At 63.4% G+C, this 23,890-nt stretch carries 23 protein-coding genes; 14 read left to right on the top strand and 9 right to left on the bottom strand.

The annotated features are described in order from the left end of the window. Positions 1-40: 40 nt before the first annotated feature. Positions 41-952, bottom strand: a complete 912-nt coding sequence (locus J5251_RS19795) for an SGNH/GDSL hydrolase family protein (RefSeq protein WP_139004598.1) — start codon at positions 950-952, stop codon at positions 41-43. Positions 953-1,091: 139 nt separating this feature from the next. Here J5251_RS19795 and J5251_RS19790 point away from each other — a divergent pair, with 139 nt between their 5' ends. Continuing rightward, on the top strand, positions 1,092-1,703 hold the full coding sequence (locus J5251_RS19790) for a GNAT family N-acetyltransferase (RefSeq protein ID WP_139004599.1): 612 nt from the start codon (positions 1,092-1,094) through the stop codon (positions 1,701-1,703). 4 nt (positions 1,704-1,707) lie between these two features. Beyond that, positions 1,708-2,421, top strand: a complete 714-nt coding sequence (locus J5251_RS19785; RefSeq protein WP_240792991.1) for a tyrosine-protein phosphatase — start codon at positions 1,708-1,710, stop codon at positions 2,419-2,421. Between the two features lie 310 nt (positions 2,422-2,731). Here J5251_RS19785 and J5251_RS19780 read toward each other — a convergent pair whose 3' ends face one another. Beyond that, positions 2,732-3,166 carry a PaaI family thioesterase gene (locus J5251_RS19780; protein ID WP_139004600.1) on the bottom strand — a complete coding sequence of 145 codons (435 nt, stop codon included), beginning with the start codon at positions 3,164-3,166 and terminating at the stop codon, positions 2,732-2,734. Positions 3,167-3,331: 165 nt separating this feature from the next. Here J5251_RS19780 and paaZ point away from each other — a divergent pair, with 165 nt between their 5' ends. Beyond that, positions 3,332-5,404: a phenylacetic acid degradation bifunctional protein PaaZ gene (paaZ, locus tag J5251_RS19775; RefSeq protein ID WP_139004601.1), complete on the top strand. Its 2,073-nt coding sequence runs from the start codon at positions 3,332-3,334 to the stop codon at positions 5,402-5,404. Positions 5,405-5,435: 31 nt separating this feature from the next. Here paaZ and J5251_RS19770 read toward each other — a convergent pair whose 3' ends face one another. The 5 genes from J5251_RS19770 to J5251_RS19750 all read right to left on the bottom strand — a co-directional run bounded on the left by J5251_RS19770 (position 5,436) and on the right by J5251_RS19750 (position 11,056). Next, positions 5,436-6,086: a nicotinamide mononucleotide transporter gene (locus tag J5251_RS19770; RefSeq protein ID WP_279633604.1), complete on the bottom strand. Its 651-nt coding sequence runs from the start codon at positions 6,084-6,086 to the stop codon at positions 5,436-5,438. Positions 6,087-6,152: 66 nt separating this feature from the next. After that, complete coding sequence (locus J5251_RS19765; RefSeq protein WP_139004603.1) at positions 6,153-6,782, bottom strand: TetR/AcrR family transcriptional regulator; 630 nt, start codon at positions 6,780-6,782, stop codon at positions 6,153-6,155. A gap of 31 nt (positions 6,783-6,813) precedes the next feature. Continuing rightward, positions 6,814-8,154 (bottom strand): phenylacetate--CoA ligase PaaK, encoded by a 1,341-nt coding sequence (gene paaK, locus J5251_RS19760; protein WP_139004604.1) that lies wholly within the window; start codon positions 8,152-8,154, stop codon positions 6,814-6,816. A gap of 14 nt (positions 8,155-8,168) precedes the next feature. After that, the gene (locus J5251_RS19755; protein ID WP_139004605.1) at positions 8,169-8,660 is read right to left on the bottom strand and encodes a hotdog fold thioesterase; all 492 of its coding nucleotides are present in this window, start codon (positions 8,658-8,660) and stop codon (positions 8,169-8,171) included. Positions 8,661-8,827: 167 nt separating this feature from the next. Next, positions 8,828-11,056: a S9 family peptidase gene (locus J5251_RS19750; protein ID WP_208574871.1), complete on the bottom strand. Its 2,229-nt coding sequence runs from the start codon at positions 11,054-11,056 to the stop codon at positions 8,828-8,830. A gap of 166 nt (positions 11,057-11,222) precedes the next feature. On the opposite strand from J5251_RS19750, the gene paaA reads away from it, so the two are divergent. From paaA to J5251_RS19720, 6 genes are read left to right on the top strand one after another with little or no spacing between them, the layout of a single operon-like run. Beyond that, positions 11,223-12,218: a 1,2-phenylacetyl-CoA epoxidase subunit PaaA gene (gene paaA, locus J5251_RS19745; protein ID WP_139004607.1), complete on the top strand. Its 996-nt coding sequence runs from the start codon at positions 11,223-11,225 to the stop codon at positions 12,216-12,218. Positions 12,219-12,241: 23 nt separating this feature from the next. Further along, on the top strand, positions 12,242-12,574 hold the full coding sequence (gene paaB / locus J5251_RS19740; protein WP_139004649.1) for a 1,2-phenylacetyl-CoA epoxidase subunit PaaB: 333 nt from the start codon (positions 12,242-12,244) through the stop codon (positions 12,572-12,574). Beyond that, on the top strand, positions 12,571-13,398 hold the full coding sequence (paaC, locus tag J5251_RS19735) for a 1,2-phenylacetyl-CoA epoxidase subunit PaaC (protein ID WP_139004608.1): 828 nt from the start codon (positions 12,571-12,573) through the stop codon (positions 13,396-13,398). The genes paaB and paaC overlap by 4 nt, the downstream gene beginning before the upstream one ends. Positions 13,399-13,443: 45 nt before the next feature. Further along, entirely contained in the window at positions 13,444-13,983 is a 540-nt protein-coding gene (paaD, locus tag J5251_RS19730; protein WP_139004609.1) for a 1,2-phenylacetyl-CoA epoxidase subunit PaaD, read from the top strand. Continuing rightward, positions 13,984-15,174: a 1,2-phenylacetyl-CoA epoxidase subunit PaaE gene (gene paaE, locus J5251_RS19725; protein ID WP_139004610.1), complete on the top strand. Its 1,191-nt coding sequence runs from the start codon at positions 13,984-13,986 to the stop codon at positions 15,172-15,174. A 53-nt stretch (positions 15,175-15,227) separates the two neighbouring features. Next, the gene (locus J5251_RS19720) at positions 15,228-16,007 is read left to right on the top strand and encodes an enoyl-CoA hydratase/isomerase family protein (protein WP_139004650.1); all 780 of its coding nucleotides are present in this window, start codon (positions 15,228-15,230) and stop codon (positions 16,005-16,007) included. Positions 16,008-16,345: 338 nt separating this feature from the next. Here J5251_RS19720 and J5251_RS19715 read toward each other — a convergent pair whose 3' ends face one another. Then, the gene (locus J5251_RS19715; protein WP_074701154.1) at positions 16,346-16,798 is read right to left on the bottom strand and encodes an Lrp/AsnC family transcriptional regulator; all 453 of its coding nucleotides are present in this window, start codon (positions 16,796-16,798) and stop codon (positions 16,346-16,348) included. Positions 16,799-17,052: 254 nt separating this feature from the next. Here J5251_RS19715 and pdhA point away from each other — a divergent pair, with 254 nt between their 5' ends. Genes pdhA through J5251_RS19700 form a run of 3 tightly spaced genes read left to right on the top strand, consistent with a single transcriptional unit; the run spans position 17,053 to position 20,776 of the window. Continuing rightward, positions 17,053-18,177: a pyruvate dehydrogenase (acetyl-transferring) E1 component subunit alpha gene (gene pdhA, locus J5251_RS19710; RefSeq protein WP_139004651.1), complete on the top strand. Its 1,125-nt coding sequence runs from the start codon at positions 17,053-17,055 to the stop codon at positions 18,175-18,177. Between the two features lie 23 nt (positions 18,178-18,200). Continuing rightward, the gene (locus tag J5251_RS19705; RefSeq protein WP_139004611.1) at positions 18,201-19,193 is read left to right on the top strand and encodes an alpha-ketoacid dehydrogenase subunit beta; all 993 of its coding nucleotides are present in this window, start codon (positions 18,201-18,203) and stop codon (positions 19,191-19,193) included. Between the two features lie 2 nt (positions 19,194-19,195). After that, entirely contained in the window at positions 19,196-20,776 is a 1,581-nt protein-coding gene (locus tag J5251_RS19700; RefSeq protein ID WP_139004612.1) for a dihydrolipoamide acetyltransferase family protein, read from the top strand. Between the two features lie 19 nt (positions 20,777-20,795). On the opposite strand, the gene J5251_RS20430 is transcribed toward J5251_RS19700, so the two are convergent. Further along, complete coding sequence (locus J5251_RS20430) at positions 20,796-22,475, bottom strand: HNH endonuclease signature motif containing protein (protein WP_244250733.1); 1,680 nt, start codon at positions 22,473-22,475, stop codon at positions 20,796-20,798. A 210-nt stretch (positions 22,476-22,685) separates the two neighbouring features. On the opposite strand from J5251_RS20430, the gene J5251_RS19690 reads away from it, so the two are divergent. Both J5251_RS19690 and J5251_RS19685 read left to right on the top strand, forming a co-directional pair. Beyond that, positions 22,686-22,892 (top strand): hypothetical protein, encoded by a 207-nt coding sequence (locus J5251_RS19690; protein ID WP_139007211.1) that lies wholly within the window; start codon positions 22,686-22,688, stop codon positions 22,890-22,892. A gap of 163 nt (positions 22,893-23,055) precedes the next feature. Beyond that, positions 23,056-23,889, top strand: coding sequence for an MBL fold metallo-hydrolase (locus J5251_RS19685; RefSeq protein ID WP_139007212.1), 834 nt, complete (start codon positions 23,056-23,058; stop codon positions 23,887-23,889). Position 23,890: the final 1 nt, after the last annotated feature.

Below are 23,890 nucleotides of genomic sequence, written 5' to 3'. Positions count from 1 at the left end.
CGGGCAATTGTTTATGGGCTGTCGGCGTTGGCGGGCGTTGCTAGCGCTGCAAGGAACGGACTACCGGCTTCAGGACTTTCGCGTAGCCCTTCTCATAGCCTTTTTCATTCGGGTGGAAGTTGTTGTAGTCCTGCAAATTGGTTGGATCGAAGTTGATCCACGGTTCGGACGATCCGATCCCATGATTCCGGAATCGCTTGGTTACATCGACGTAGACCACCGAGTCGGATTGTTCCGTAGTCCCCTCGATGATGCTGTTCAGTGTGTCCACGCCGTCGTTGAAGACCTTTGCCGCTTCGGGGGACAGGGGCGAGGCTGTGGCGCCTTCCGTTGAGAACAGATGCGGATATCCGAGTACGGCGATGGTCGCGTCTGGAGCGGCGGTATTGATCTGTTGGTAGTCCAGGGCCAATGCCGGGGCTACCTGCGTCCTGGCTGCTTGTTCGGCCTGCGTCACTGTTGCTTTACAGATCGCCAAGTCCTGTTGCATGCAGGCACCGATGATGCGGCTGAACTGGACATCGTTGCCGCCTGCTGTCAGGGTCACGAGGTCCGTTCCTGCTCCGAGCAAGCCATCTTCCGATGCGAGCTGAATCTGCTGCGGCACGTCGGGGACGTCCTCGTTGACCGGCTCGGAAGGTCCGGTGCCGGCCCAGGCACCTGAGCAAGCGGCGTTGGCCGTGAGCTCAACAGCGCGCTGCCGCTCGCTAAGCGATTCAGCATAGCCGGAGGGAGAGACGAAGCATCTTGGGTCATTGGTAATGGTGCTCGGAGCGGGTGTACCGGCGCCGATGCCGGCGGAGTAGGAGTCGCCGAAAACGACCAGATCGATGGAATCCTCATGGGCGGCGGCGGGCGCGGCCACTGACCCGGCTACCAGACCGGCAACTAGAACTGTCAGCGCCCCCAGACGCTTAGGCAGGCCGGTACGGCCCTGAAAGTTAGCATTCATGCGTCTCAAAATACCCTTGGCGGCTATCGAAGTGGCACGTTTCACATCGTGTCGTCGAGCTGAACTTTTGCGACACGCCGCTGAAGGCCGGCCCCATTTCCCGCACCCTAAGGTCTTTCCAAGGTTCTAAGATGAGTCCATGCCACTGTTCGAGCCGCTGACCCTGACCGGTAAGTACGTCCGACTGCAGCCCTTGCGCAGGCGCCACATGCCCGATCTGGAGGACGCTGTTCGCGACGGCGAGCTGTGGAACCTCTGGTACACCCGGGTTCCCTCGCCGGAGACCATGGAGCTGGAAATCCGCCGCCGGATGGAGAAACAAGACGAGGGGACCATGCTGCCGTTCACTGTCAGCCGGCTCTCCGACGGCGCCGTTCTGGGCATGACCACCTTCTGCAATATCGATACGGACACGCCGCGGGTGGAGATCGGCTACACCTGGACGCGGGCCAGCGCACAGGGGACCGGAGCGAACCCTGACAGCAAGATGCTCCTGATGACGCACGCGTTCGAAAAGCTTGGCTGCAAGGCAGTGGAATTCCGGACACACTGGATGAACCGCCAGTCCCGCGAAGCCATCGAACGGCTTGGTGCGAAGCAGGACGGCGTGCTCCGCAACCACACGAAAATGCCGGACGGGACAGTGCGTGACACGGTTGTCTACTCCGTGCTCGATTCCGAGTGGCCCATCGTCAAACGCGGTCTTCAGGCCCGGCTGGATAAAGTCCGCCCCGACGCAGGGAACCGGTGAGGACATGACGGCACGGCTGGAGCGGATCCACCCGATGGAGTGGGACGGTGCGGTTAATGCGCGCCGGATTGCCGGGGACATTTTCGGGATGGGCCGTTCTGAATGGCTGACGGAAACCGGCTGGCGCCAGATGTACGACGACGGCGTGCGCACCGTTGTCGACTTGCGGAACGTGGGGGAGCGCTCGCGCCGGGAGACGGATCCCGAGGTCGCAGCCGAAGTCCGCTCGGCCTTCACCGTGCTCCACTGCCCGACCGAAGAACCTGACCACGCTGAGTTCCGCGAACTCAGCGGGCCCTACCTGAGCCATCCGCGTTCCTACCCTGACAACCTCCGGCTCTTTCCGGACAAGATCACGGCGATAGCCCGGACCCTCGCAGGAGCGGAGGGCGCCGTCGTTATTCATTGCTCGGCCGGACGCGACCGCACCGGACTGATTGGGATGCTGCTGCTGAACTTGGCAGGCAAGGACGCCGGCACCATCGCGGACCACTACGAGTTCGGCCTGCGCGGCATCAACGAGTGGCACCGGATCAGTCCGTATCCGCATCCGATCGAACGGTATCTCTCGGGTTCGGAGCTTACGGCGCGGATTGAGGACACCCGCGCCGCTGTAGAGGCGGCCGCGGAAGGTTTCGAAGCCGCACAGTACCTGCTGCGGAACGGACTGGGCGAGGCAGAGCTGCGGCAGTTGCGGAACCGGCTTCACCTGGACTGAATCTGGCGGCGGTGGCAGCTTCCCCAAGCTGCCACCGCGGCCTTCCCCAACGCCGCCGAGGTAAGTGATGCGTTACACGGTGCTGCACCCGGCGGTCCGCCCGCCGCCGTCGTCATGTTCGCTTGAACGTGCGGGGCTGGAGTCCGCGGATGGTGGCTGCTTTACCGTCAGCATTTCTGCTGGGCGGTCTGCCGGGCCTCCGCTGACGCCGGTGCGGGCTTCGTGATTGAAACATTACCGGCCAGTTCAGGCAGAAGTGAGGATCTTCACTACTCGATTTTCTACTGGACTTTCATGAGTAACAGGCGGTCTATCCGCCGGGCTTGGGGCGGTCCAGAATCAGGTTGGTGATGCGCATGGAGCAGAGCCGGCGTTCCTCGTCGTCGTAAATCACGACCTCGTGGCTGGTGGTGGTGCGGCCCAGATGGATTGCCGTGGCGATACCAGTGATCGTGCCCTTGCGGGCTGAACGGTGATGAGTGGCCGAGACATCGACACCGACGGCGGAGCGACCCTTGCCGGCATGGATCACGGCTGCCCAGGACCCGATGGCCTCGCCGAATGCCAGCGAGGCGCCGCCATGCAGCAGGCCGAACGACTGCCGGTTTCCTTCTACCGGCATCGTGGCGACCACGCGCTGGGCGGATTCTTCCAGAATCCTTACGCCCATCTTCTCGTCCAGTTCGCCGAGGACGATCTTCCACGGCTGGTCCTGTTCGGTTTCGGTCTTGATATCCGGCTCCATTATTTGATCCTGACCCTTTCATCCTGTCGGCTTCGGATGCATTCATGTAGTGTAGACATGTTACCGAACGACCGTTCAGTTTGTTTATCCTGCGTTGTTCAGATGCTTGTCGATACTGTGGACGATACTGCGATTCGTCCCCAGAGAAGGAAAGGGCAGTCAACGATGACCACTACCTCCGTTGGTGTTGAATTTGTGCCGAGTTTCGTCCAGGACGCCTGGTGGACGCCGGAACCAGGCGTAACCGGCACTGAGGTCCGTGATGCCAGCACAGGCGATGTGCTGGCCCAGGTGAGCACGGACGGGCTGGATCTGGCAGAAATGGTCGAGTACGGCCGGAGCGTCGGCCAAACAGAATTGGGCAAGCTGACCTTCCACCAGCGTGCGCTGAAACTCAAGGAACTGGCACAGTTCCTCAACAGCCACCGTGAGGCGCTCTACGAGCTCTCCCACCGCTCGGGCGCCACCAAGATCGACAACATGATCGACATCGACGGCGGTATCGGCGTCCTTTTCACGTTCGGTTCCAAGGGCCGGCGCGAACTGCCCAATGCCCAGGTTGTCATCGACGGGCCCGCCGAGGTGCTCGCCAAGGACGGTTCCTTCATCGGTGAGCACATCTACACCCGCATTCCGGGTGTGGCTGTACAGATCAACGCCTTCAACTTCCCCGTCTGGGGCATGCTGGAGAAGTTTGCGCCGGCGTTCATTGCGGGCGTTCCCACCATCGTCAAGCCGGCTACGCCCACCGGCTATGTCACTGCGGCCGCGGTGAAGCTGATCATCGAGTCCAACATTCTGCCGGCCGGATCCCTACAGCTGATTTCCGGCTCCGCCCGGGACATGCTGGACCACCTTGACTACCGCGATGCGGTCTCCTTCACCGGCTCGGCTAACACGGCCAACCTGCTGAAGTCCCATCCGAATGTCGCCCAAGGCGGTATCCGTTTCACGGCGGAAGCTGACTCCCTGAACGCAGCGATCCTGGGTCCCGACGCCGTGCCGGGCACCCCTGAGTTCGATGCCTTCATCAAGTCACTGGTCACCGAAATGACGGCCAAGGCCGGCCAGAAGTGCACCTCCATCCGCCGCACCATTGTCCCGTCGGAGCGTGTGCAGGACGTCATCGACGCCGTACGGGCGCGGATCGAGGAGCGGGTTGTCGTCGGCGATCCGCGGGCAGAAGGCGTGACCATGGGCGCCCTGGCTTCCCTGGAGCAGCTTGCCGATGTGCGCGCCGCAGTTCAGGAAATGCTCGACGCCGGCGGCGAACTGGCGTACGGAACACTGGATTCGCCGAAAGTCACCCTGCAGGACGGAACTGTTGGCAGCGTCGACGACGGCGCGTTTATGTCCCCGGTGCTGCTGAAGTTTGCCGACGCCGAGGCGGAAGCGGTGCACTCGCGCGAGGCCTTCGGGCCGGTTTCCTCCGTCATCGGTTACAAGGACCTGGATGACGCCATCCGGCTCGCCGCCATGGGCTCAGGCTCGCTGGTTGCGACCGTCGCCACCAACGACCCGGAGACAGCGCGCAAGCTGGTGACGGGAATCGCCGCCCACCACGGCCGTGTGCTGGTGCTCAACCGCGAGGATGCGCGCACCTCAACCGGCCACGGCTCCCCGGTGCCGCATCTGGTCCACGGCGGTCCGGGTCGTGCAGGCGGCGGCGAGGAACTCGGCGGCATCCGCTCCGTGCTGCACCACATGCAGCGCACCGCGGTCCAGGGATCGCCCAACATGCTTACGGCGATCACCGGTGTCTGGCATACCGGCGCCGACCGCAATTTCGATGAGGTGCATCCCTTCCGGAAGAACCTCGCCGAGCTCAAGATCGGCGATGCACTGCGCTCGGATCTGCGGCAGGTCACCCTGGATGACATTACTGCCTTCGCGAACGAGACCGGGGATACGTTCTACGCGCACACCAACCAGGAGGCAGCAGAAGCCAATCCGTTCTTCCCCGGCATCGTGGCGCACGGCTACCTGCTGCTCGCCTGGGGCGCGGGCCTCTTCGTGGAGCCCGCTCCGGGCCCGGTGCTGGCGAACTACGGTCTGGAGAACCTGCGGTTCATCACGCCGGTCGCGGCCGGAGACTCCATTCGCGTGACGCTGACCGCGAAGCGCATCACGCCGCGTGAAACGGACGAGTACGGCGAGGTTGCCTGGGATGCAGTCCTGACCAACCAGAACGACGAGATCGTTGCCACCTACGATGTGCTGACGCTCGTCGAAAAGTAGCAGCGGTTACAGTTGCTCCTGCCAAGCGGCATCAGCTGCCGGCAGGGTGAGCCACCTGCGTAAGGCGGCCTTGATGATTCAGGGCCGCCTTCCATTTAACCAGTCCGAACACGTAGAGACCGAGGACGACGGCGGTATAGACGAATGCCGGAGGCGGGGCCGGGACCAGCACGGCCAGGCTGGCCAGGTTCAAAGCCCCGAAAGCGCCACCGACATACCAAGACTCGAAGATGCCGTGCGCGAACCCTAAGTACATCACCAGTGGCAGGGACGACAGCAGACTGCTCAGGATGTATCCGGGGCCGACAAAGGGCAGCAGTTCGGAGCCGGCAAAACCGATGATCAGAGTGAAGAGGATCAACAGTCCGGCTGCGATGCCCCACTCCACCGGGTAGGCGCGCCGCAGCGGGATCGAGGCGGTGGCGCCATCTTTGTACAGTTGCCAGCGCCATTGGCCGTAGACACAAACCGCAAGCGTTAGCACCGGGCCGAAGCTGGTCCGGATGCCTTGGGCCTGGAGGCCGAGACTAAGAAAGGCCACAGTGGTAGCGACGGGAAACAACCATGCCCATCGGAACCTGTAGGCAAAGAGCGCAATGCCGGCAATGGTGAGACCCATATTCGCCAGCGATATCCAAATATACGGTCCGGTTTCCCCAGGAAAATCCACGAACCAGTCCATAACGTCCCCCTGACGCCGATTGGTTGCTGCCAGCCTAACAGTCAGGCGGCCAGGGGCGGGAGGCTCTCAGGCGATAACGCGGGCGGCCGTTGGCAGGTGAAGGCCGTCAAACATCATGGAAATCAGATCATCGGCCAGCTTTTGCGAGGTCAGCTTCCCGCCGGGCTTGTACCACTCGACGATGGAGTTGATCGTGCCGAAGAGCAGGCGCGTAGTGGTGCGCGGATCGATATCGCTGCGCAGGCTGCCCTCTTCGCGGGCCGCGTCCATCAGGGCAGCGACCTTGTGGTCGAACTCGCGGCGGCGTTCCAAGGCGTCGCGCTCCACCTCGGTGTTCCCGCGCAGCCGCAGCAGCAGGGTGACGTAGGGGAGTTTCTCCGTCAGGACGTCGATGGTCCGGCGCAGCACGTACTCCAGCCGGTCATCTGCCCGGCCGGCGGAGGCACCGGGCTCTTCCAGAATTGCTTCCAGTGAACCCAGCGCCTCCTCCAATGCCAGCCGCAGCAGGTCGCCTTTGGACGGAACATGGTGGTAGATAGCGCTCTTGGAGATGCCGAGGTTTTCCGCCAGGATGCCCATGGACGTCGCCTCGTAGCCATGCTTGTTGAAGACGGTGACGGCTACGCTCAGCACTGACTGCTGGTCGTAGCCCGGGCGTCCGCGCCGGGCTGTTTCCGGATTTTTCGTCTTCACCATGACAACTATCTTTCCATGAACGTTCGGTCGGTCAGCTCTCGACCTTACGCAGGTCGTAGATCCGGCGGAGTTTCCCGTTGGACCGCTCGAGGGAGTGTGGTTCAACGATGTCGATCCGGCAGCTGGAGCCGACGTGGATCTTGATCTGCTTCTGCAGGTCCTTGGCGGCCGCGGCGGCGGTCTCGGCCGTGCAATCCTCGCGGCGTTCGATCTTGACGGTCAGCTCGTCCATCCGGCCCGGCCGGGTGATCTCGAGCTGGAAGTGCGGGCTCAGACCCGGAATCCGCAGCGCGATTTCCTCGATCTGGGTCGGGAACAGGTTCACGCCGCGCAGGATGATCATGTCGTCGCTCCGGCCGGTGATCCGGCCGATCCGGCGCATGTTCGCCCGCCCGGTGCCCGGCAGCAGCCGGGTCAGGTCGTGGGTGCGGTAGCGGATGACCGGCATGGCCTCCTTGGTCAGAGAGGTAAACACCAGCTCGCCGTGTTCGCCGTCGGCCAAGACCGCGTCCGTCGCCGGATCGATGATCTCCGGGCGGAAGTGGTCCTCCCAGATCGTGGAGCCATCCTTGAAATCGATGCATTCACCGGCCACGCCCGGGCCCATGACTTCGGAGAGGCCGTAGATGTCGCAGGCGTCGATGTCGAGCTTGGTCTCGAGCTCATGGCGCATCTCCTCGGTCCACGGTTCGGCGCCGAGGACAGCAACTTTGAGCGAGGTCTTGCGCGGGTCGATGCCTTTCTGCTCCATGGCATCGACAATGGTCAGCAGGTAGGTCGGCGTGCAAAGAATGGCGTCCGGCTCGAAGTCCTGGATCAGCTGGATCTGCTTCTCGGTCTGGCCGCCGGACATCGGGATAACGGTGCAGCCAAGCTTTTCGGCGCCGTAGTGCGCACCGAGGCCGCCCGTGAAGAGGCCGTACCCGTACGCGTTGTGGACCTTCCAGCCCTTCTTGACGCCGGAGGCGCGCAGCGACCGGGCGAACAGCGTCTCCCAGCGGTCCAGGTCCCCCTTGGTATAGCCGACCACCGTGGCGCGGCCGGTGGTGCCGGACGAAGCGTGGATGCGCGCCACCTCGTTCTGCGGAACAGCGAACATGCCGAACGGGTAGGACTGGCGGAGGTCTTCCTTGTCCGTGTACGGGAACTTCGCCAGATCGGCCAGTTCCTTCAGGTCCTCCGGGCGCACGCCGGCGTCGTCGAACTTCTTCTTGTACATCGGCACACGTTCGTAGGCGTAAGCCACGGTGTGCTGCAGGCGCGTCAGCTGAAGGGCTTCGAGTTCGTCCCGGCTCATCAGCTCTTCGGGATCGAGGGTCTCGGGCTCAGCCGGAGTGGACTTGCGGGCTTTCGTACCGGTGGTGGTGGTCATTAAGAAGGTCCTTGCTAGTGCTTTTTGGCGGCGGGGTTGGGTACGGTGCGCGATCTGCCGCGGAACTCGGCGAGGATTTCCTCGCCGCTCCCGGACTCCTGGGTCACGCGGATGTCGAACAGACCGCTGCGGCCGGTCTGGTTGACGAGGGTGGCGGTGGCGGTCAGTTGACGGCCGGAAAACCCCGGATTCATGAAATTAACATCGACGCCGGAGGCAACGGTAATGGTGCTGCCGTCACCGTGCGGATCGTTGCAGGCCAGTGCGAAGGCGACGTCGGCGAAGGCGAAGATCATGCCGCCCTGCGCCATGCCGAAGCCGTTGAGCATCTCGTCCCGCAAGCGCATCCGGATGACAACATCACCGAACTCCGCGCGAACCAGTTCCACGCCCATCCACGCGGCGGCCTGGTCATTGACGAAGGCAGGATGGAAGGGCGCAGCAGATTCCGCGGCGGGGCTGTCGGGCTGCCCGCCAAGGTTGGTGTCGACGTCGATTTCCGTCATGTGCGCCCCTCGTTGTTCTTTACCGAATGTTCATTAGGTAATCCTGATTTGTGAGCCAAGTCAAGTCATCCTGGTCGGCAGAAGGCGCCCGGCAGCACCGACGCAAGCGGGGCCGCCGCAGAAAACTGCGGCGGCCCCGCCGTCGTGCTCTTCCAAAGGGAGCTTTACTAGATCAGTTCGCGGGCATCCAACGCAGCAAGGACGAAGGCGTAGTCCCAGGCCCGGTCCTTCCAGGCTTCGTACCGGCCCGAGGCTCCGCCGTGGCCGCCGTCCATCTCCGTCTTGAGCAGAATCGGCTCCGTTCCCGTGGTGGCTTCGCGCAGCCGGGCAACCCACTTCGCCGGCTCCACGTAAAGCACGCGCGTGTCGTGGAAGCTGGTCACCGCCGCGATGCGCGGATAAGCAGCCTCATGCACGTTCTCGTACGGCGAGTAGGACTTCATGTAGGCGTAGACCTCGGGGTCCGTAATCGGATTGCCCCATTCTTCCCACTCCAGGGCGGACAGCGGCAGATCCGGATCAAGGATCGAGGTCAGCGGGTCCACGAACGGCACCTGGGCGACAACGGCCGCGTACTTTTCCGGCGCCAGGTTGGCAATGGCACCCATCAGCAGGCCGCCGGCGGAACCGCCCATCGCGGCGATCCGCGCCGGATCGGCCCAGCCGGATGACGCCAGCCAATCGGTGGCGTCGATGAAGTCGGTAAAGGTGTTCTTCTTGGCCAGCTTCTTGCCGTCGTCGTACCACTTGCGCCCCACCTCGCCGCCACCGCGCACGTGCGCAATGACGAAGACAACGCCGCGGTCCAGCAGTGAGAGCCGGGCGGTATTGAAGCCCGGATCCATGCTGACCTCGTAGCTGCCGTAGCCGTAGATGAGCGCAGGATTGGCGGAATTGCGCTCCACCGTGGCCTTGCGGACAATCGAGAGCGGAATCTGCGTCCCGTCCTGCGCGGTGGCCCAGGCCCGCTCGGCGACGTAGTCCTCGGACCGGTAGCCGCCCAGAACCGGCGTCTCCTTGCGCAGGAACAGCTCCCCGGTAGCCAGCTCGTAGTCATACACCCGGGGCGGGGTCAGGAACGAGCTGTAGCCGAGCCGGACGACCGGAGCGTCGTAGTCCGAACCGCCGACGCCGGCCGTGTAGAGCTCCTCGTCGAAGTCCGGCTCCACCGGCAGCGCCTGCCCGGGCGTGCCCAGCCCCGCCAGCGGAATGACCTGCACGCGCTCGATCGTGTCTTTGCGTACGGACAGCACCGCGTGCGTAGCGGTGACCCCCGCACCGTTGACCCGCACGCCGTCGTCGTGCGCTATCACGGTATTCCAGCGCTGCTGGGCCAGCGGTTTGGCGAACTCGGCCGCGTCCACCACGGAAACCATGGAGTTGACCGCGTCCTTATTGTGCGTCAGCAGGACCCTCTCCACCCCATCGAGCAGGAACGGTTCAGCCTCGTAGAGGATGCGCTCGTCGCGCGAAATGACGGTGCGCAGGCCGGTCTCCTGGTGCGCGAAATCAAGCAGTCGCGTTTCGCTGTATTCGGAGCAGCCGATCCCGATGACCAGATGCCGGCGGTCGGCGGAGAGCTCGAAGCCGGTCCACATCGCGGGATCGTCTTCCTGATAAACCACGACGTCGGCGCTCACCTCGGTGCCGAGCGTGTGGGATTTGATCTGGTACGGCCGCCAGGAATCGTCCACCACGGTGTAGAAAACCTGGCTGCCGTCGGGGGAGAAGGCCAGCGAGTAGAACACGTTCTCCACCACATCCGGAAGCAGCTCGTTGGTCCGCAGGTCCTTGATCCGCAGCGTGAACCGCTCGTCGCCGGCGTTGTCCACGGCGTAGGCGTAGAGGTTGCCGTCGCGGGTTACCGCCGCGCCGCCGAGGGAGAAGAAGGGGTGGCCCTCGGCCTCGGCGTTGCCGTCCAGCAGGATCTGCTCGCCTGGCACTTCGGTACCGGGTTCAACCTGCGGCGGCGTCCAGTCTGCCTTCGTGTCGCCGGTATCTTGGGCCTTGACCCGGCACTGGATGCCGTACTGCTTGCCCTCTTCCATCCGCCCGTAGTACCACCAGCCGTCCTTGCGGACCGGGACGGAAAGGTCGGTTTCCTGGGTGCGGTTCTTGATCTCGCTGAAGATCGCCTCGCGCAGCGGCTGCTGGTCTGCTGTGACGGCATCGGTGTACTGGTTTTCGGCCTGCAGATGGGCAACGACTTCCGGACTGTCCTTCTCGCGGAGCCATTCGTAGTTGTCCACGAACGTGTCCCCGTGATGGGTGCGCTCCACCGTTTCTTTCCGGGCGACCGGCGGCTGCGGCAGCCCTGCGGGCGTGGTCCCGCCAGCCGGGTCGGCAGTGCCGATGGTAGGGGAGTCTGCTTCGGTGTCTGCGGGAGAGTGGCTCATGCCCCAAATATATAGACCGGGTTCCGTGTAGCCACCGGGTTTGGCTGACAGGTGAACCGAACCTTCGGCGCGTGACGCTTGACTGTCTCGCCGACGTGACTATATTCTGAACGAACGGTCGGTAAATATTTCGCGCCGGAAATTCCCCCATAGTGAGGTGACCATCATGGCAACGCAGACGCAATCCCCGCGGGACGCACAGTTGCAGCCTGTTCCGTCCGCTGAGGACGAGGCCGGCCAGGCCTACTTTGACAAGATCATCGCCGAGGATTCACGGATCGAGCCGGCGGACTGGATGCCAGCCGGGTACCGGAAGACCCTGACCCGGCAGATTTCCCAGCACGCCCACTCCGAAATCATCGGGATGCAGCCGGAGGCAAACTTCATCACGCGCGCCCCGTCGCTGAAGCGGAAGGCCATCCTGATGGCCAAGGTGCAGGACGAAGCCGGGCACGGCCTCTACTTGTACTCGGCGGCGGAGACCTTGGGCACGCCGCGCGACGAGCTCTTCGACCAGCTGCTCAGCGGCAAGGCGAAGTACTCGTCCATCTTCAACTACCCGGCGCTCACCTGGGCGGACATGGGTGCCATCGGCTGGCTGGTGGATGGCGCCGCTATCGTCAACCAGGTGCCGCTGTGCCGTGCTTCTTACGGTCCCTATGGCCGGGCAATGGTGCGGGTCTGCAAGGAAGAGTCCTTCCACCAGCGGCAGGGCTTCGAGATCCTGCTCGAGCTCGCCAATGGAACGCCTGCGCAGAAGCAGATGGCCCAGGACGCGGTCAACCGCTTCTACGCTCCGGCGCTGATGATGTTCGGTCCGAACGACGACGAATCCCCGAACTCGCAGCAGTCCATGCGCTGGAACATCAAGCGCTTCTCCAATGACGAGCTGCGCCAGCGATTCGTCGGCATGATCCAGGAACAGGTAAAGGTCCTCGGACTGACCCTGCCCGATGACGAGATCCGCTTCAACGAAGAAACCGGCAAGTGGGAGTACGGCGAGCTCGATTGGAATGAGTTCTACGAGGTCCTCAAAGGCCGCGGCCCCTGCAACGCCCAGCGGATGGAACGCCGCCGCGAGGCGCACGAGAACGGCGCATGGGTACGCGAAGCAGCAGCTGCCTACGCAGCTAAGAAGGCACAGAAAGCACAGGTAGCCTAATGGCAACATCAGACCAGACCGCAATGGGCACGTCGGACAAAACCCCCGCCACGGAAATCGGCCACACGCCGGAAAAGACCCCTTGGCCGCTCTGGGAGGTCTTCGTCAGGTCATCCCGCGGACTTTCGCACGTGCACGCAGGGTCGCTGCACGCGCCGGACGCCGAGATGGCCGTGCGCAACGCGCGGGATCTATACACACGGCGCAACGAAGGCGTCTCGCTGTGGGTAGTGCCGGCGTCGTCGATCATTGCCAGCGATCCGGATGCCAAGGGTGAGTTCTTCGAATCGCCCAAGGGCAAGGACTACCGGCACGCCACGTATTACAAGAAGAGTGAAGGGGTGAAGCACCTGTGAGCGGGGAAAGCGCAACACGCATCACGCCGGGCAACGCCCTGCGTCCCGAGGACGTGGCCGAGCGGGTTGCCGGTGGTATCAAGGTCGGCGAAGACGTCGGCGAATATGCCCTGCGCCTCGGCGACGATGCCCTGATCCTGGCCCAGCGGCTCGGCTGGTGGATCTCCCGGGCGCCCGAGCTCGAAGAAGACGTGGCCCTGGGCAACATCGCCCTGGACCTCCTGGGACACGCTCGCTCGTTCCTTACCTACGCCGGCTCCGCATGGGGCAAGTCCGAAGATGACCTGGCCTACTGGCGCGGCGAGGCGGAATTCCGGTCTTGCTTCCTGGTCGAGCAGCCAAACGGTGACTTCGGCAAGACCATCGCCCGCCAGTTGGTGTTTTCCATCTTCCAGCATGAGCTGTACTCACGGCTGATCGATTCCGCGGACGAGACGATCGCGGCTATCTCGGCCAAGGCGCTTAAGGAAGTGGACTACCACCGGGACCACGCGATCCAGTGGACCATCCGGCTCGGCGACGGCACTGAGGAGTCCAAGCTCCGCATCCAGGCCGGCCTCGACTCGGTCTGGCCCTACGTGGCCGAGCTGTTCCAGGACGACGAACTCATCGAACGGCTTGACGGCGTTGCCGCACGTCCGTCCGAAATGCGCGAACCGTTCGATGCGCTCGTGGCGCAGGTGCTGGACGAAGCAGGGCTGAAGCTCCCCGACGTGCAACCGGCGATGACCGGTGGCCGTAGCGGCAAGCACAGCGAACACCTGGGCTACATCCTCGCGGAGATGCAGGTCATCGCCCGCGAGCACCCGGGCGCCACCTGGTAAACCGGCAACAGCCAAGACGAGCAAGAAAAGATAACGGAGCAGGTTATGTCTACCAACACAGCAGTGCGCCCGGCCGAGGCTGAAGCAGCCCGTGCCTGGGACATCGCGGCGACGGTCTGCGACCCTGAGATTCCCGTCATCAATATCGCCGAGCTGGGAATCCTGCGCAGTGTCGACGTCGTGCCTGAAGAATTCGACGACAACGGCAACCCGGCAGTGGACGTGACCATCACGCCCACCTATTCCGGGTGCCCCGCCATGGATGCCATCAAGGACGACGTCGTTGCCGCCCTTGGCGAACAAGGTTACGGCGACGTGAGGGTCAGGCTCGTCTTGGCGCCGGCCTGGACCACGGACTGGATGACGGATTCGGGCAAGGCCAAGCTGGAGGAGTACGGCATTGCGCCGCCCACCGGCATGGCTGCCCTCCGCACCGGTCCGATCAGCCTGGGCCTCAGTGTGAAATGCCCGCAGTGCAACTCGCTCAACACCCGTGAACTGACCCGGTTTGGCTCCACCTCCTGCAAGGCGCTCTATCAGTGCAATGAGTGCAAAGAACCTTTCGATTACTTCAAGGTGCTCTAAATGACTACTTCCACATCGCCGGCCTCAGCTTCCGACGCTTCCGGCGGTACCGCCACCGACGCGCCGGCCAAGAAGCGTGGGTCCTTCCACCCGTTGAGCGTTGCCGAGGTCCGCCGCCTCACCGACGAGGCCATCGAGGTGACGTTCGCCGTTCCCGAGGAGCTGCAAGGCCATTACGACTATGTCCCCGGACAGTACGTAGCGCTGCGCACCACCATGGAAGGCCAGGAGGTCCGGCGCAGCTACTCCATTTGCGCCGAGCCGCGGCCAGGCGAGATCCGCGTGGCGATCAAACGCGACATCGGCGGACTGTTCTCTAACTGGGCCAACGAGAACCTCAAGGCCGGGGACGTCCTGGACGTCATGAGCCCCACGGGAGCGTTCATCTCCAAGCACCAGATGACGGAGATCAACCACCCGGAGGCCATCGACACGGACGCCGAAGACGTTTTCGTGGCGTTCGCTGCCGGTTCCGGCATCACCCCGGTGATCTCCATCGCCCGCACCGTTTTGGCCGCGAACGACAACGTCCGTTTTGACCTGGTATATGCGAACAAAGCCGCCATGGACGTCATGTTCGTGGAGGAACTGGCGGACCTCAAGGACAAATATCCTGCACGCTTTGGCCTGCACCACGTGCTCTCCCGCGAACAGCGCATCTCGCCGCTGCTTTCGGGCCGGATCGACGCCGAAAAACTCACCAGCCTCTTCGACGAAGTGCTGCGCACCGATGACGTCGACGAGTGGTTCCTCTGCGGTCCGTTCGAATTGGTCCAGCTCTGCCGCGACACCCTGGCCGAACGTGGAGTTCCGGCGGAGAAAATCCGCTTCGAGCTCTTCACCACCGGCGAGCCAAACAAGCCGCAGGGCAACATCGGCCGACCGGTCGAGGTGGATCCGAACGCGGACAACTACGAAATCAACTTCCAGCTGGACGGGCTCTCCGCCCAGGTGGCCAGCCCCAAGCATGCCCGCGAAACCGTGCTCAATGCGGCACTGCGCGTCCGTCCCGACGTTCCCTTCGCCTGCGCCGGCGGCGTCTGCGGCACCTGTCGCGCCAAGGTGGTCTCCGGCACGTTCGAGATGGAGGAGAACTACGCGCTGGAGCCGGAAGAGATCGAGCGCGGCTACGTGCTGACCTGCCAGACCCGTCCCACCGGCGATGAAATCACCGTCAACTACGATGCGTAAACGCCGCTGAATTTACCTGCACTGCACCTGCACCGAAGGAGAAAACCGTGGGCATGATCGAGTTGTCGATCGAAAACAACGTCGCCGAAGTGGTGCTGAACGCGCCGCAGAAGATGAACGCGCTCAATGAAGACGCTTTGGCTGAGCTGGGAAAGGCGTACGACGACGCCGCCGCAGCCGCCGCTGACGGTTCCGTCCGTGCGTTGCTGCTCCGCGGTGAAGGCCGGGGCTTCTGCGCCGGACGCGACATCTCCGGCGTCGTGCCCGAAACCGATGACGCGTATGGCTACCTTGGCAATCTGGTGACGCCGCTGCTGAAAAAGATAGCGGCCTTCCCGGCACCCACGTTCGCGGCGGCGCAAGGCGCATGTCTCGGCGTCGGACTTGGACTGCTCATTGCCACCGACGTGGTTTACGTTGCCGACAATGCGAAAATCGGCTCGCCGTTCGCCAACCTTGGCGCCACCCTTGACTCCGGCGGCCACTGGTTGTTCACCGAGCGGCTCGGCGCCCACCGCACCCTGGATCTGATTTACACGGCTGATTTGATGAGCGGCGAAGAAGCTGTCCGTGCGGGCTTGTTCAGCCGGACCATGCCAGCGGACGAGCTACTGGACAGCACGCGCGCCACGGTGACCAAGGTTGCCCAAGGTGCAACGGGGGCCTTCCGTGCGTCGAAGGAACTGGTGGCCAACATCCGGGACCAGCGACTGGGACTATGGTCCGCCGTCGACGAGGAAAACACCGCCCAAGGCGAGCTGTGCAAGAGCGAAGACTACGCTGAGGGTTTCAAAGCGTTCCAGGAAAAGCGCAAGCCAGTCTTCAAGGGCTAGCTAGCCGCCACCTGGCACACCGACTTACAATCCCTTCGTACCCTTGACATGTCTCACGGCCGGGCAGAGAATTTATCAAACTGATTTTCTAAACCGATGAAACGATCCGAGCTGGGGAAACCCACAAGGCATGGCAGGGCTGGTCCGCTTCTGCGGCCACATGGGGGAGGGCAGTTCCGCGACGCGAGGCTGTTGCAGTCGGAGCACACCAGCCCTGACCATGGTTAGCGGGAACGCCGCCGGGACGAACCCGGCGGCATTGCCGTTTAACGCCGCTTCTTAATGTTGGCCATCAGTGATCTGGCGTATAGGCCTGGGTTTATCGCCCGACCCGGCCGTTATCGAGTGTCGAGGTCCTCGAACACGAGGAACGTCTGCGTGTCCAGAATCCCGGGCATTGACTGGATCTGGTCAAAAATGACCCGGCGCAGGTCCACGTTATCTATGGCGCGCACCAGCAGGATCACGTCAAAGTTACCGCCGACGAGCGCGATGTGATGCACCTCCGGGATGGCTCGAAGCGCTTCCCGCAGTTCGCGCCAGGAATGCTGGCGCAACTTCAGGGTCACATAAGCCGAAGACTTCAGTCCGGCCTTGATCGGATCCACCAACGCCGTGAACTTCGTCAGGACTCCGGCTTCGGTCAGACGAGCGATACGCGAATACGCGTGAGCGCGGGAGATGTGCACATTCTCGGCTACAGACGTTACCGACAACCGGCCGTCCCGGGTGAGCTCTGACAGGATCTTCCGGTCAATGTCGTCCAGCTTCGGCGAATCGCCATCTGTCATTCGTCTACACCTCGTTTAGTTAGGCAGCTCACAATTGCAATTCGTCCATAAGAATACGGCCTTGGGATTGAAAATTCCATAATCTTTAGTGGAAGTGGATACGAATAGTCATCTGAACGCATACTAAAGCCACACAGTTTCTACTCTCCGGCACAGCTGCGGTGAACGATTATCCGCCTGACGGCCAACAGTATGCGAAGGATTCGAGGGAGCAAACGATGACTATCTCAACCGGAAATCCGCTCGAGGGATCGATGCAGGACCCCTCCCGTCGTCCAGACCTGGATCAGCAGGCAACCGCCGAGTCCTATATGCTGCCATCCGCGCAGCCAGTCCAGCTGGTGGATCCGGACGGCCGCCACGTCCACAACGACAAATACCCTCTGCCTGATGGCGAAGCCCTGCTGGCTGCCTACCGGGAGCTCGTCGTCGGCCGTCGTGTCAATGACCAGGCCAATGCGCTGGTGCGCCAGGGCCGGATGGCCGTCTACCCGTCCTCCCACGGACAGGAAGCCTGCCAGGTTGCGGCAGCCGTCTGCATCGACAAGCAGGACTGGCTCTTCCCTACGTACCGCGACACTGTTGCGGTGCTGGCCCGGGGCGTGGATCCCATCCAGGCGCTCACCCTGCTGCGAGGCGACTGGCACAGCGGGTACGACCCGTACGAACATAACGTTTCCATTCAGGCCACGCCGCTGGCCACCCAGCTGCTGCACGCCGTCGGGGTGGCGCACGCGGCCAAGCTCAAGGGCGAGAACACCGTTGTCGTCGCCATGTGCGGCGACGGCGCAACCAGCGAAGGCGACTTCCATGAAGCACTGAACTTCGCAGCCGTCTTCCACGTGCCCGTGGTGTTTTTCGTCCAAAACAACCAGTACGCCATCTCCGTGCCGTTGCACCACCAGACCGTAGCGCCGTCGTTAGCTCATAAGGCCATTGGTTATGGCATGCCGGGGGAGCGGGTCGACGGTAATGACCTTGCAGCGCTGTTGTCCGTCCTGGGCAAGGCGGTCGAGCGGGCGCGGGACGGCGGCGGGCCGGCATTGGTGGAAGCCCATACCTACCGCATGCAGTCCCACACCAACGCGGACGATGCCACCCGCTACCGCAAAGACGACGAGGTCCAGCAGTGGGTGTCGAAGGATCCGATCCAGCGCATGCGCACCTATCTGACTGACCTCAACCTGCTGGACGAAGAAGTGGAAAAGAACATTGCCGAGAAGGCGGAGACGGTGGCAGCTGCAATGCGGGACGGACTGAACGCCGAGTCCGAGGTGGATCCGGAGGACTTGTTCCGCTACGTATTCACCGAAAAGACCAGTCAGCTCCTCGAACAGGCGGCCAAGCTGCGCGACGAGCTGGCACGCGAACCGGCCTAGCTGCTACCACCGGAGGAACCACCATGAGCACAACACTGACGTTTGCCAAGGCGCTGAACACGGCACTGGCCGATGAGATGGAGGCGGATTCGACCGTCGTCGTATTTGGTGAAGATGTCGGCCCTCTCGGCGGCGTTTTCCGGATTACCGACGGCCTGACGGCACGCTTCGGCGAGGAACGCTGCTTCGACACGCCGCTGGCCGAGTCCGGCATTATGGGCATGGCCATCGGCATGGCGATGAACGGGCTCCGTCCGGTGGTGGAGATGCAGTTCGATGCCTTTGCCTACCCCGCCTTTGAACAAGTCGTTTCGCACGTCGCCAAGATGCCGAACCGGACCAAGGGCAAGGTCAAGCTGCCCATGGTTATCCGCATTCCCTATGCGGGCGGCATCGGCGGAGTGGAACACCACTGTGACTCCTCCGAGTCTTACTATGCGCACACGCCCGGGTTGACGGTGGTGGCGCCGGCGACAGTGCAGGACGCGTATACGATGCTCCGCGAGGCCATCCGCCACCCGGACCCGGTGGTGTTCTTGGAGCCAAAGAAGCTGTACTGGTCAAAGGAGGACCTGGAGCTGGAGTCCTTGCGCGAATCAGTCGGCTCGTTTGGCCGTGCTGTCGTTGCGCGCGAAGGCAGCGACGCCACGCTGATTGCCTACGGTCCCTCGGTATCCACCGCGTTGAACGCCGCAGCCGCCGCTGCCGAAGAAGGCCGGTCGCTGGAGGTCATCGACGTGCGTTCCATCGTTCCTTTCGACGACGAGACAGTGGCGGCGTCCGTGCGTAAGACGGGCCGCGCCGTCGTTATCGCGGAGGCCCCTGGCTTTGCCTCAGTGGCCTCTGAAATCGTGGCCCGGGTGCAGGAACGCTGTTTCCACTCGCTGGCAGCGCCGGTTCTGCGCGTTACCGGCTTTGACATTCCTTACCCTGCGCCGAAGCTGGAGCAGTTCTATTTGCCCAGCGTGGACCGAATCCTCGACGCCGTGGATGATCTTCAGTGGGAGGACGCATAACCATGTCACGTCAGGTATTCAACCTCCCGGATCTGGGTGAAGGGCTGACCGATGCTGAGCTGGTCAACTGGCTGGTCAATGTCGGCGATGAAATCAAGGTCGATCAGCCTATCGCCGAAGTCGAAACCGCCAAGTCCATGGTGGAAGTACCCAGTCCGTTTGCTGGCACCGTCGCCGAGTTGCATGGCGCGGCCGGGGACACCATTGATGTCGGCAAACCGTTGATTTCCGTCGACGCGGCAGGAGCCGGTTCTGCCGGAGCAACAGGGGGTTCCAGTGCAGCTGCCGGCGGGCCGCGCGCTGCCAAAGCACATCCCGGCGCCGAAGCGTACCGGGACGAGGAACGGGCCGGCGTCCAAGCCCCGGCTGAGCAGGCCGAGCAGGCAGAAGACGGCGGATCCGGAAACGTTCTCATCGGCTACGGAACACCCGGCGGCCATGGTGGCGCCAAGCGTACCCGTCGGCCAAAGGGGAGCGCCGGCGCGCGGGTCGGGGCAGCCGCTCCTGTTGCTGAGCCGCGGGCAGTCCCCGCTGCAGCACCTGCAGTTGCTGCAGCGCCCGATCGTGCGCCTCGGGCCGCCGTAGCCCAGGCTGTGCGAGCTGCCGAAGCCGGTGAACCAGGGACTCCGGCAGCTGCGGGATCGTCCAACGGAACGGTACCTATTGGTCTGGCTCCGCAGGTGATTTCACCGCTGGTGCGAAAACTGGCCCGGGACGGTGGACTCAGTATTTCCGAGATACACGGTTCGGGCCCCGGTGGACTGATCCTGCGACGGGACGTTGAGGAGGCGCTTGCGGGCCTGAGCGAAAGCCCTGCGGTGGTGGGATCGGCCGACGCCGCTTCCATTGCTACTGCCGCTGGCGGCGGTGCTGGTGATGCACGCACTGGGCTTGGAATCGCTACCCGCACGCCTATGAAGGGTGTACGGAGGACGGTAGCTGCAGCTATGGCGCAGAGCCGGCGGGAGATTCCGGAAGCCACAGTATGGGTGGATGTGGATGCCACCGCGCTGCTTGAGATCCGTGCTGCCCTAAAGAAGCGGGATGGAGACAATACGCCAGGTCTCCTGGCTTTCATTGCCCGTTTCGTAACTGCAGGTCTGGCCAAATTCCCTGAACTCAATACTCGGGTAGAAAACGATGAGATCGTGGGCTTTGACGGCGTAAACCTCGGCTTTGCAGCACAAACGGATCGGGGGCTAATGGTTCCCAGCATCCGGAGGGCCGACAAGCTCAGCGCACGCGAACTCGATGCCGAGATACGTCGACTGACTGCCGTCGCCCGCGAAGGCAAAGCCACTCCGGCAGAATTGACCAGCGGAACTTTTACGCTGAACAACTACGGGGTCTTTGGAGTGGACGGCAGCGCAGCCATCATCAATTACCCAGAAGTGGCGATCCTTGGGATTGGCCGGATCATTGATAAGCCGTGGGTCGTCGATGGACAGTTGGCGGTGCGGAAAATCACCGAGCTGACACTGGCCTTCGACCATCGTGTTTGCGATGGTGGCACAGCCGGCGGCTTCCTCCGATACGTAGCGGATGCTATTGAAAGCCCGGGATCGGTTCTCGCCGACCTCTGAGTTTGGGATTGCCTCCCTGTTATGCGGCGGGGCGGTAGAGGAAGTCGATGTGGCCGAGTGCCTGTTCGAAGATTGACAGCGGCTCGGGCAGTTCGTCCGGTTGCTCTGTTGCCGTTGCCGGTGGTGTGCCGGGTAGTGCTGGTGCGGTGGATTGGTAGGTGTGTCCGGTGGGGGTGGTGGTTTCCACGGTGTGCCGTGGGCCGGGGACGGTTTGGGCGTGCCAGCCGTCGGCTTCTTTCGCGAGGTTGCATGCTTCGCATAGGCCTTGCCCGTTGATCTCGCTGGTGTCCCCGGCGTTGCGCCAGGGCACGACGTGGTCGTGGTGGCGGATCGGCGCGTCGCACCAGGGGGTGCGGCAGAGCTGGTCCCGGGCCTGGATGACCCGCTGCATTCCGGCCGGCATCAACCGTGCCCGCGAATCCATTCCGAGCAGCTGCCCGGTACCGGGCGCTGTATACAGCCGGCGGACCCACACTTCCACCCCGGGCGCATCGCCTGCATCGCCGGGGTCACGTCTGGAGCCCGGCGGCCCGGTCGCCGAACCTGCTTCCCTTGTGTTTCCGGCGGTTCCGGTGTCTCCGTTCGCGCCAGCAGCATCGGTGACCGGTACCGGTTCGCCTGCGCCTGTCGGACCGGACCCCGTAGCGCCGTTCCCGTTGCCGGCATCCGCGGAGCCGGCAACGGCTTCGCCAGACCCATTTGCGGCACCTTTGATCGGGTTGCCGGCGGCGGGGCCGGCCTCGCCGCCGTTCGCGTTCTCGTGGTCGGTGTTCTCGGTGCGGAGCAGGTCGCGGGCCCATTGCGCGGGGACGATGCCGTACCCGGCCAGGTGGGCCGGCTCGGAATCGCCTTGGAACAGGGTACGGTCGGTCATGACCAGCTGCACCTCGATTTTCGCCGGGCTCCGGGCCGGCTGGCCGGTGACGCGTTCGACGAGGATGTCGGCCATCAGCTGGCCCCGGCCGCGTTCATCGCCCTGCGCCTTCAACCGGTCGGCCGCCTTGACCAGCGCGGCGGTAACGGCCACGCCCTGCACCACCGGAAGCAGGGCGCTCACGTAAGCCATGGTGTCCGGCGCCGGACGGCAGGAAACATGGCGTCCGGTTTCGGCTTTCGCGGCCCGGCGGACCACCGCGAGCGGATCCAGCCGCAGCGCGGCCTGCTTCGCCAGCGCCCCGATCCGTTTATCCCCGCACCCTTGCAGCGTCCCCGGATCAGCACACAGTTCCCGGTCCACCGCGGCCCGGTCCTCCACGGCCAGGCAGGCGGTCTCGCGGACCAGGATGCTCGCCCGCCATTCATTCAGCCGGCCCTGGGCCAGCGCCTGATACGTGTACGGCATTTCCCTGACCAACGCGGTCGCCAGGCCCAGGTGCTTACCGCCCCGGTTCGGGGAGTCCTTCCGGGCCAGGCCGACTTCCTTCGCCAGTCCCCGGCCCCGTTTCTCCGCGGAGATCCCGGCCGCGGCCCGGGCCTCCCGGCGGGAGGCAACAAACGCTTCCGTCTCGCGGGCCTGCGCGGCAGCCAGGGCGGCCTTGAGGTCCTCCATCGCGGTGATCCGGTCAATCCGCACCCCTTCGGAAACCTCCTGGTCCAGGTCCGGGAGCTCGGCGGCCCAGCCGCGGACCAGCACCGCACCCGGATCGCCGTGAACCGGTTTCACCGGCCCCATTTCTGCTGGAACGATTGACTCGAACATACATTCGATTTTACCGGGGCGTGATGGAGACCACAAGCGGTTAGTCCGGCGGTGGATAACCAGAACGGCGATGCTAAAACGGTGGGTGCTGAATAGGGGAAATATCGAGGCTGTTGGTCAGTTGGAGCCTCCCACGTCACCCCGTGGCGGCCCGAACCTCGACCGCGCGAAGCCCTGTACCGCCGACATTGCCCGGGCTACCCTTAGGACATGAAAGCTCTTCCTGAGGCCTACGAACTGTATTTGGCCGGACTGAGTGCCGCTGAGGCGGACGCCATTCGTCCGGTATTTCTGGAGTCTGTGGCGGAAGGCGACCATGGAATTCTGATCCGCGGAGCTGGGTCGCACCACGTCCAGGCAATGGTTGACCAACGCGTTCCTTTTGGCGAGATCCACGAAGGGTACATATGGGATTGATAGACGGGTAAGTCGGTTTCCGTTCTCACCCCACGGGAGAGAGTCTGTTCGGTTACGTGCTATCCGGTCTGTGACTGTTTCCTTCCCGCTCACCGCGATACGGTTGGGGTTGGACGCGCAATGACGCTGCGTCCGGGAACAGATCCAGGAGGAAATGGCCGGCATGAGCGAGACCGTGCAAACCGAGGACAAGGCCGAGTACGTTCAGGTGGCACCCGGTAACTATGTCATCCGGACGCGGAGTTATTTGCTCAACACCGGCTTGGTGATCGGGAAGCAAAAAGCCATGGTGATCGACACCGGGGCGGGCCCGCGGCAAGCACAGCAGATCTACAAGGCGGTCCGGTCCCTAACGAAGCTGCCGCTGGTGGTAGTCAATACCCATTCGCATTTCGACCATATCTTCGGCAACGCCTTCTTCGCGGACAACGGCGTCCATGACTTTTATGCGCACCGCAACTGCGCACACGATATGGCTGAGACTGCCTCACTCCAGCGCGAGCAGGTAGCGGAGACGGAACCCGAGATGGCCGAGGGGATCGGTGAACACACACGCATCCGTGTCCCGACGAAGCCGGTGGATACCGAAGTCACCGTGAACCTCGGTGACATGCCGGTGAAGCTGTTCTACCTGGGCCGGGGCCATACCGACGGCGATTTGCTGGTGGGTACGCCGTCGACCCTCTTCGCTGGCGACCTCGTGGAGCAAGGCGCGAATCCGGCGTTTGAGGATTCCTACCCGCGCGACTGGGTGGAAACGCTTCGCAAGATCTCCGGCTTGCGCCACGAATACGATGTGCTGGTGCCAGGCCACGGGCAAACGGTCAGCGATGCTTTCGTCAAGAGTATGTGGGAGACCATGTCGCTGGCTGTCCGGATGGGTGAGCAGGCCAGCAGGGACACGCCCGCGGACACCACGAAGGCGATACCGATACTGCCGTATGGCCCGCTCCAGTCACGGGCGCTGCTCACGCGTCTGAAGCAAGCACCTCGTTAGG

Source organism: Arthrobacter crystallopoietes, from assembly GCF_017603825.1.
In the GTDB taxonomy this organism is placed as follows: domain Bacteria; phylum Actinomycetota; class Actinomycetes; order Actinomycetales; family Micrococcaceae; genus Crystallibacter; species Crystallibacter crystallopoietes_B.
Note: the sequence above shows the minus strand (reverse complement) of the source record. Positions and strands in the feature narration are given on the sequence as shown.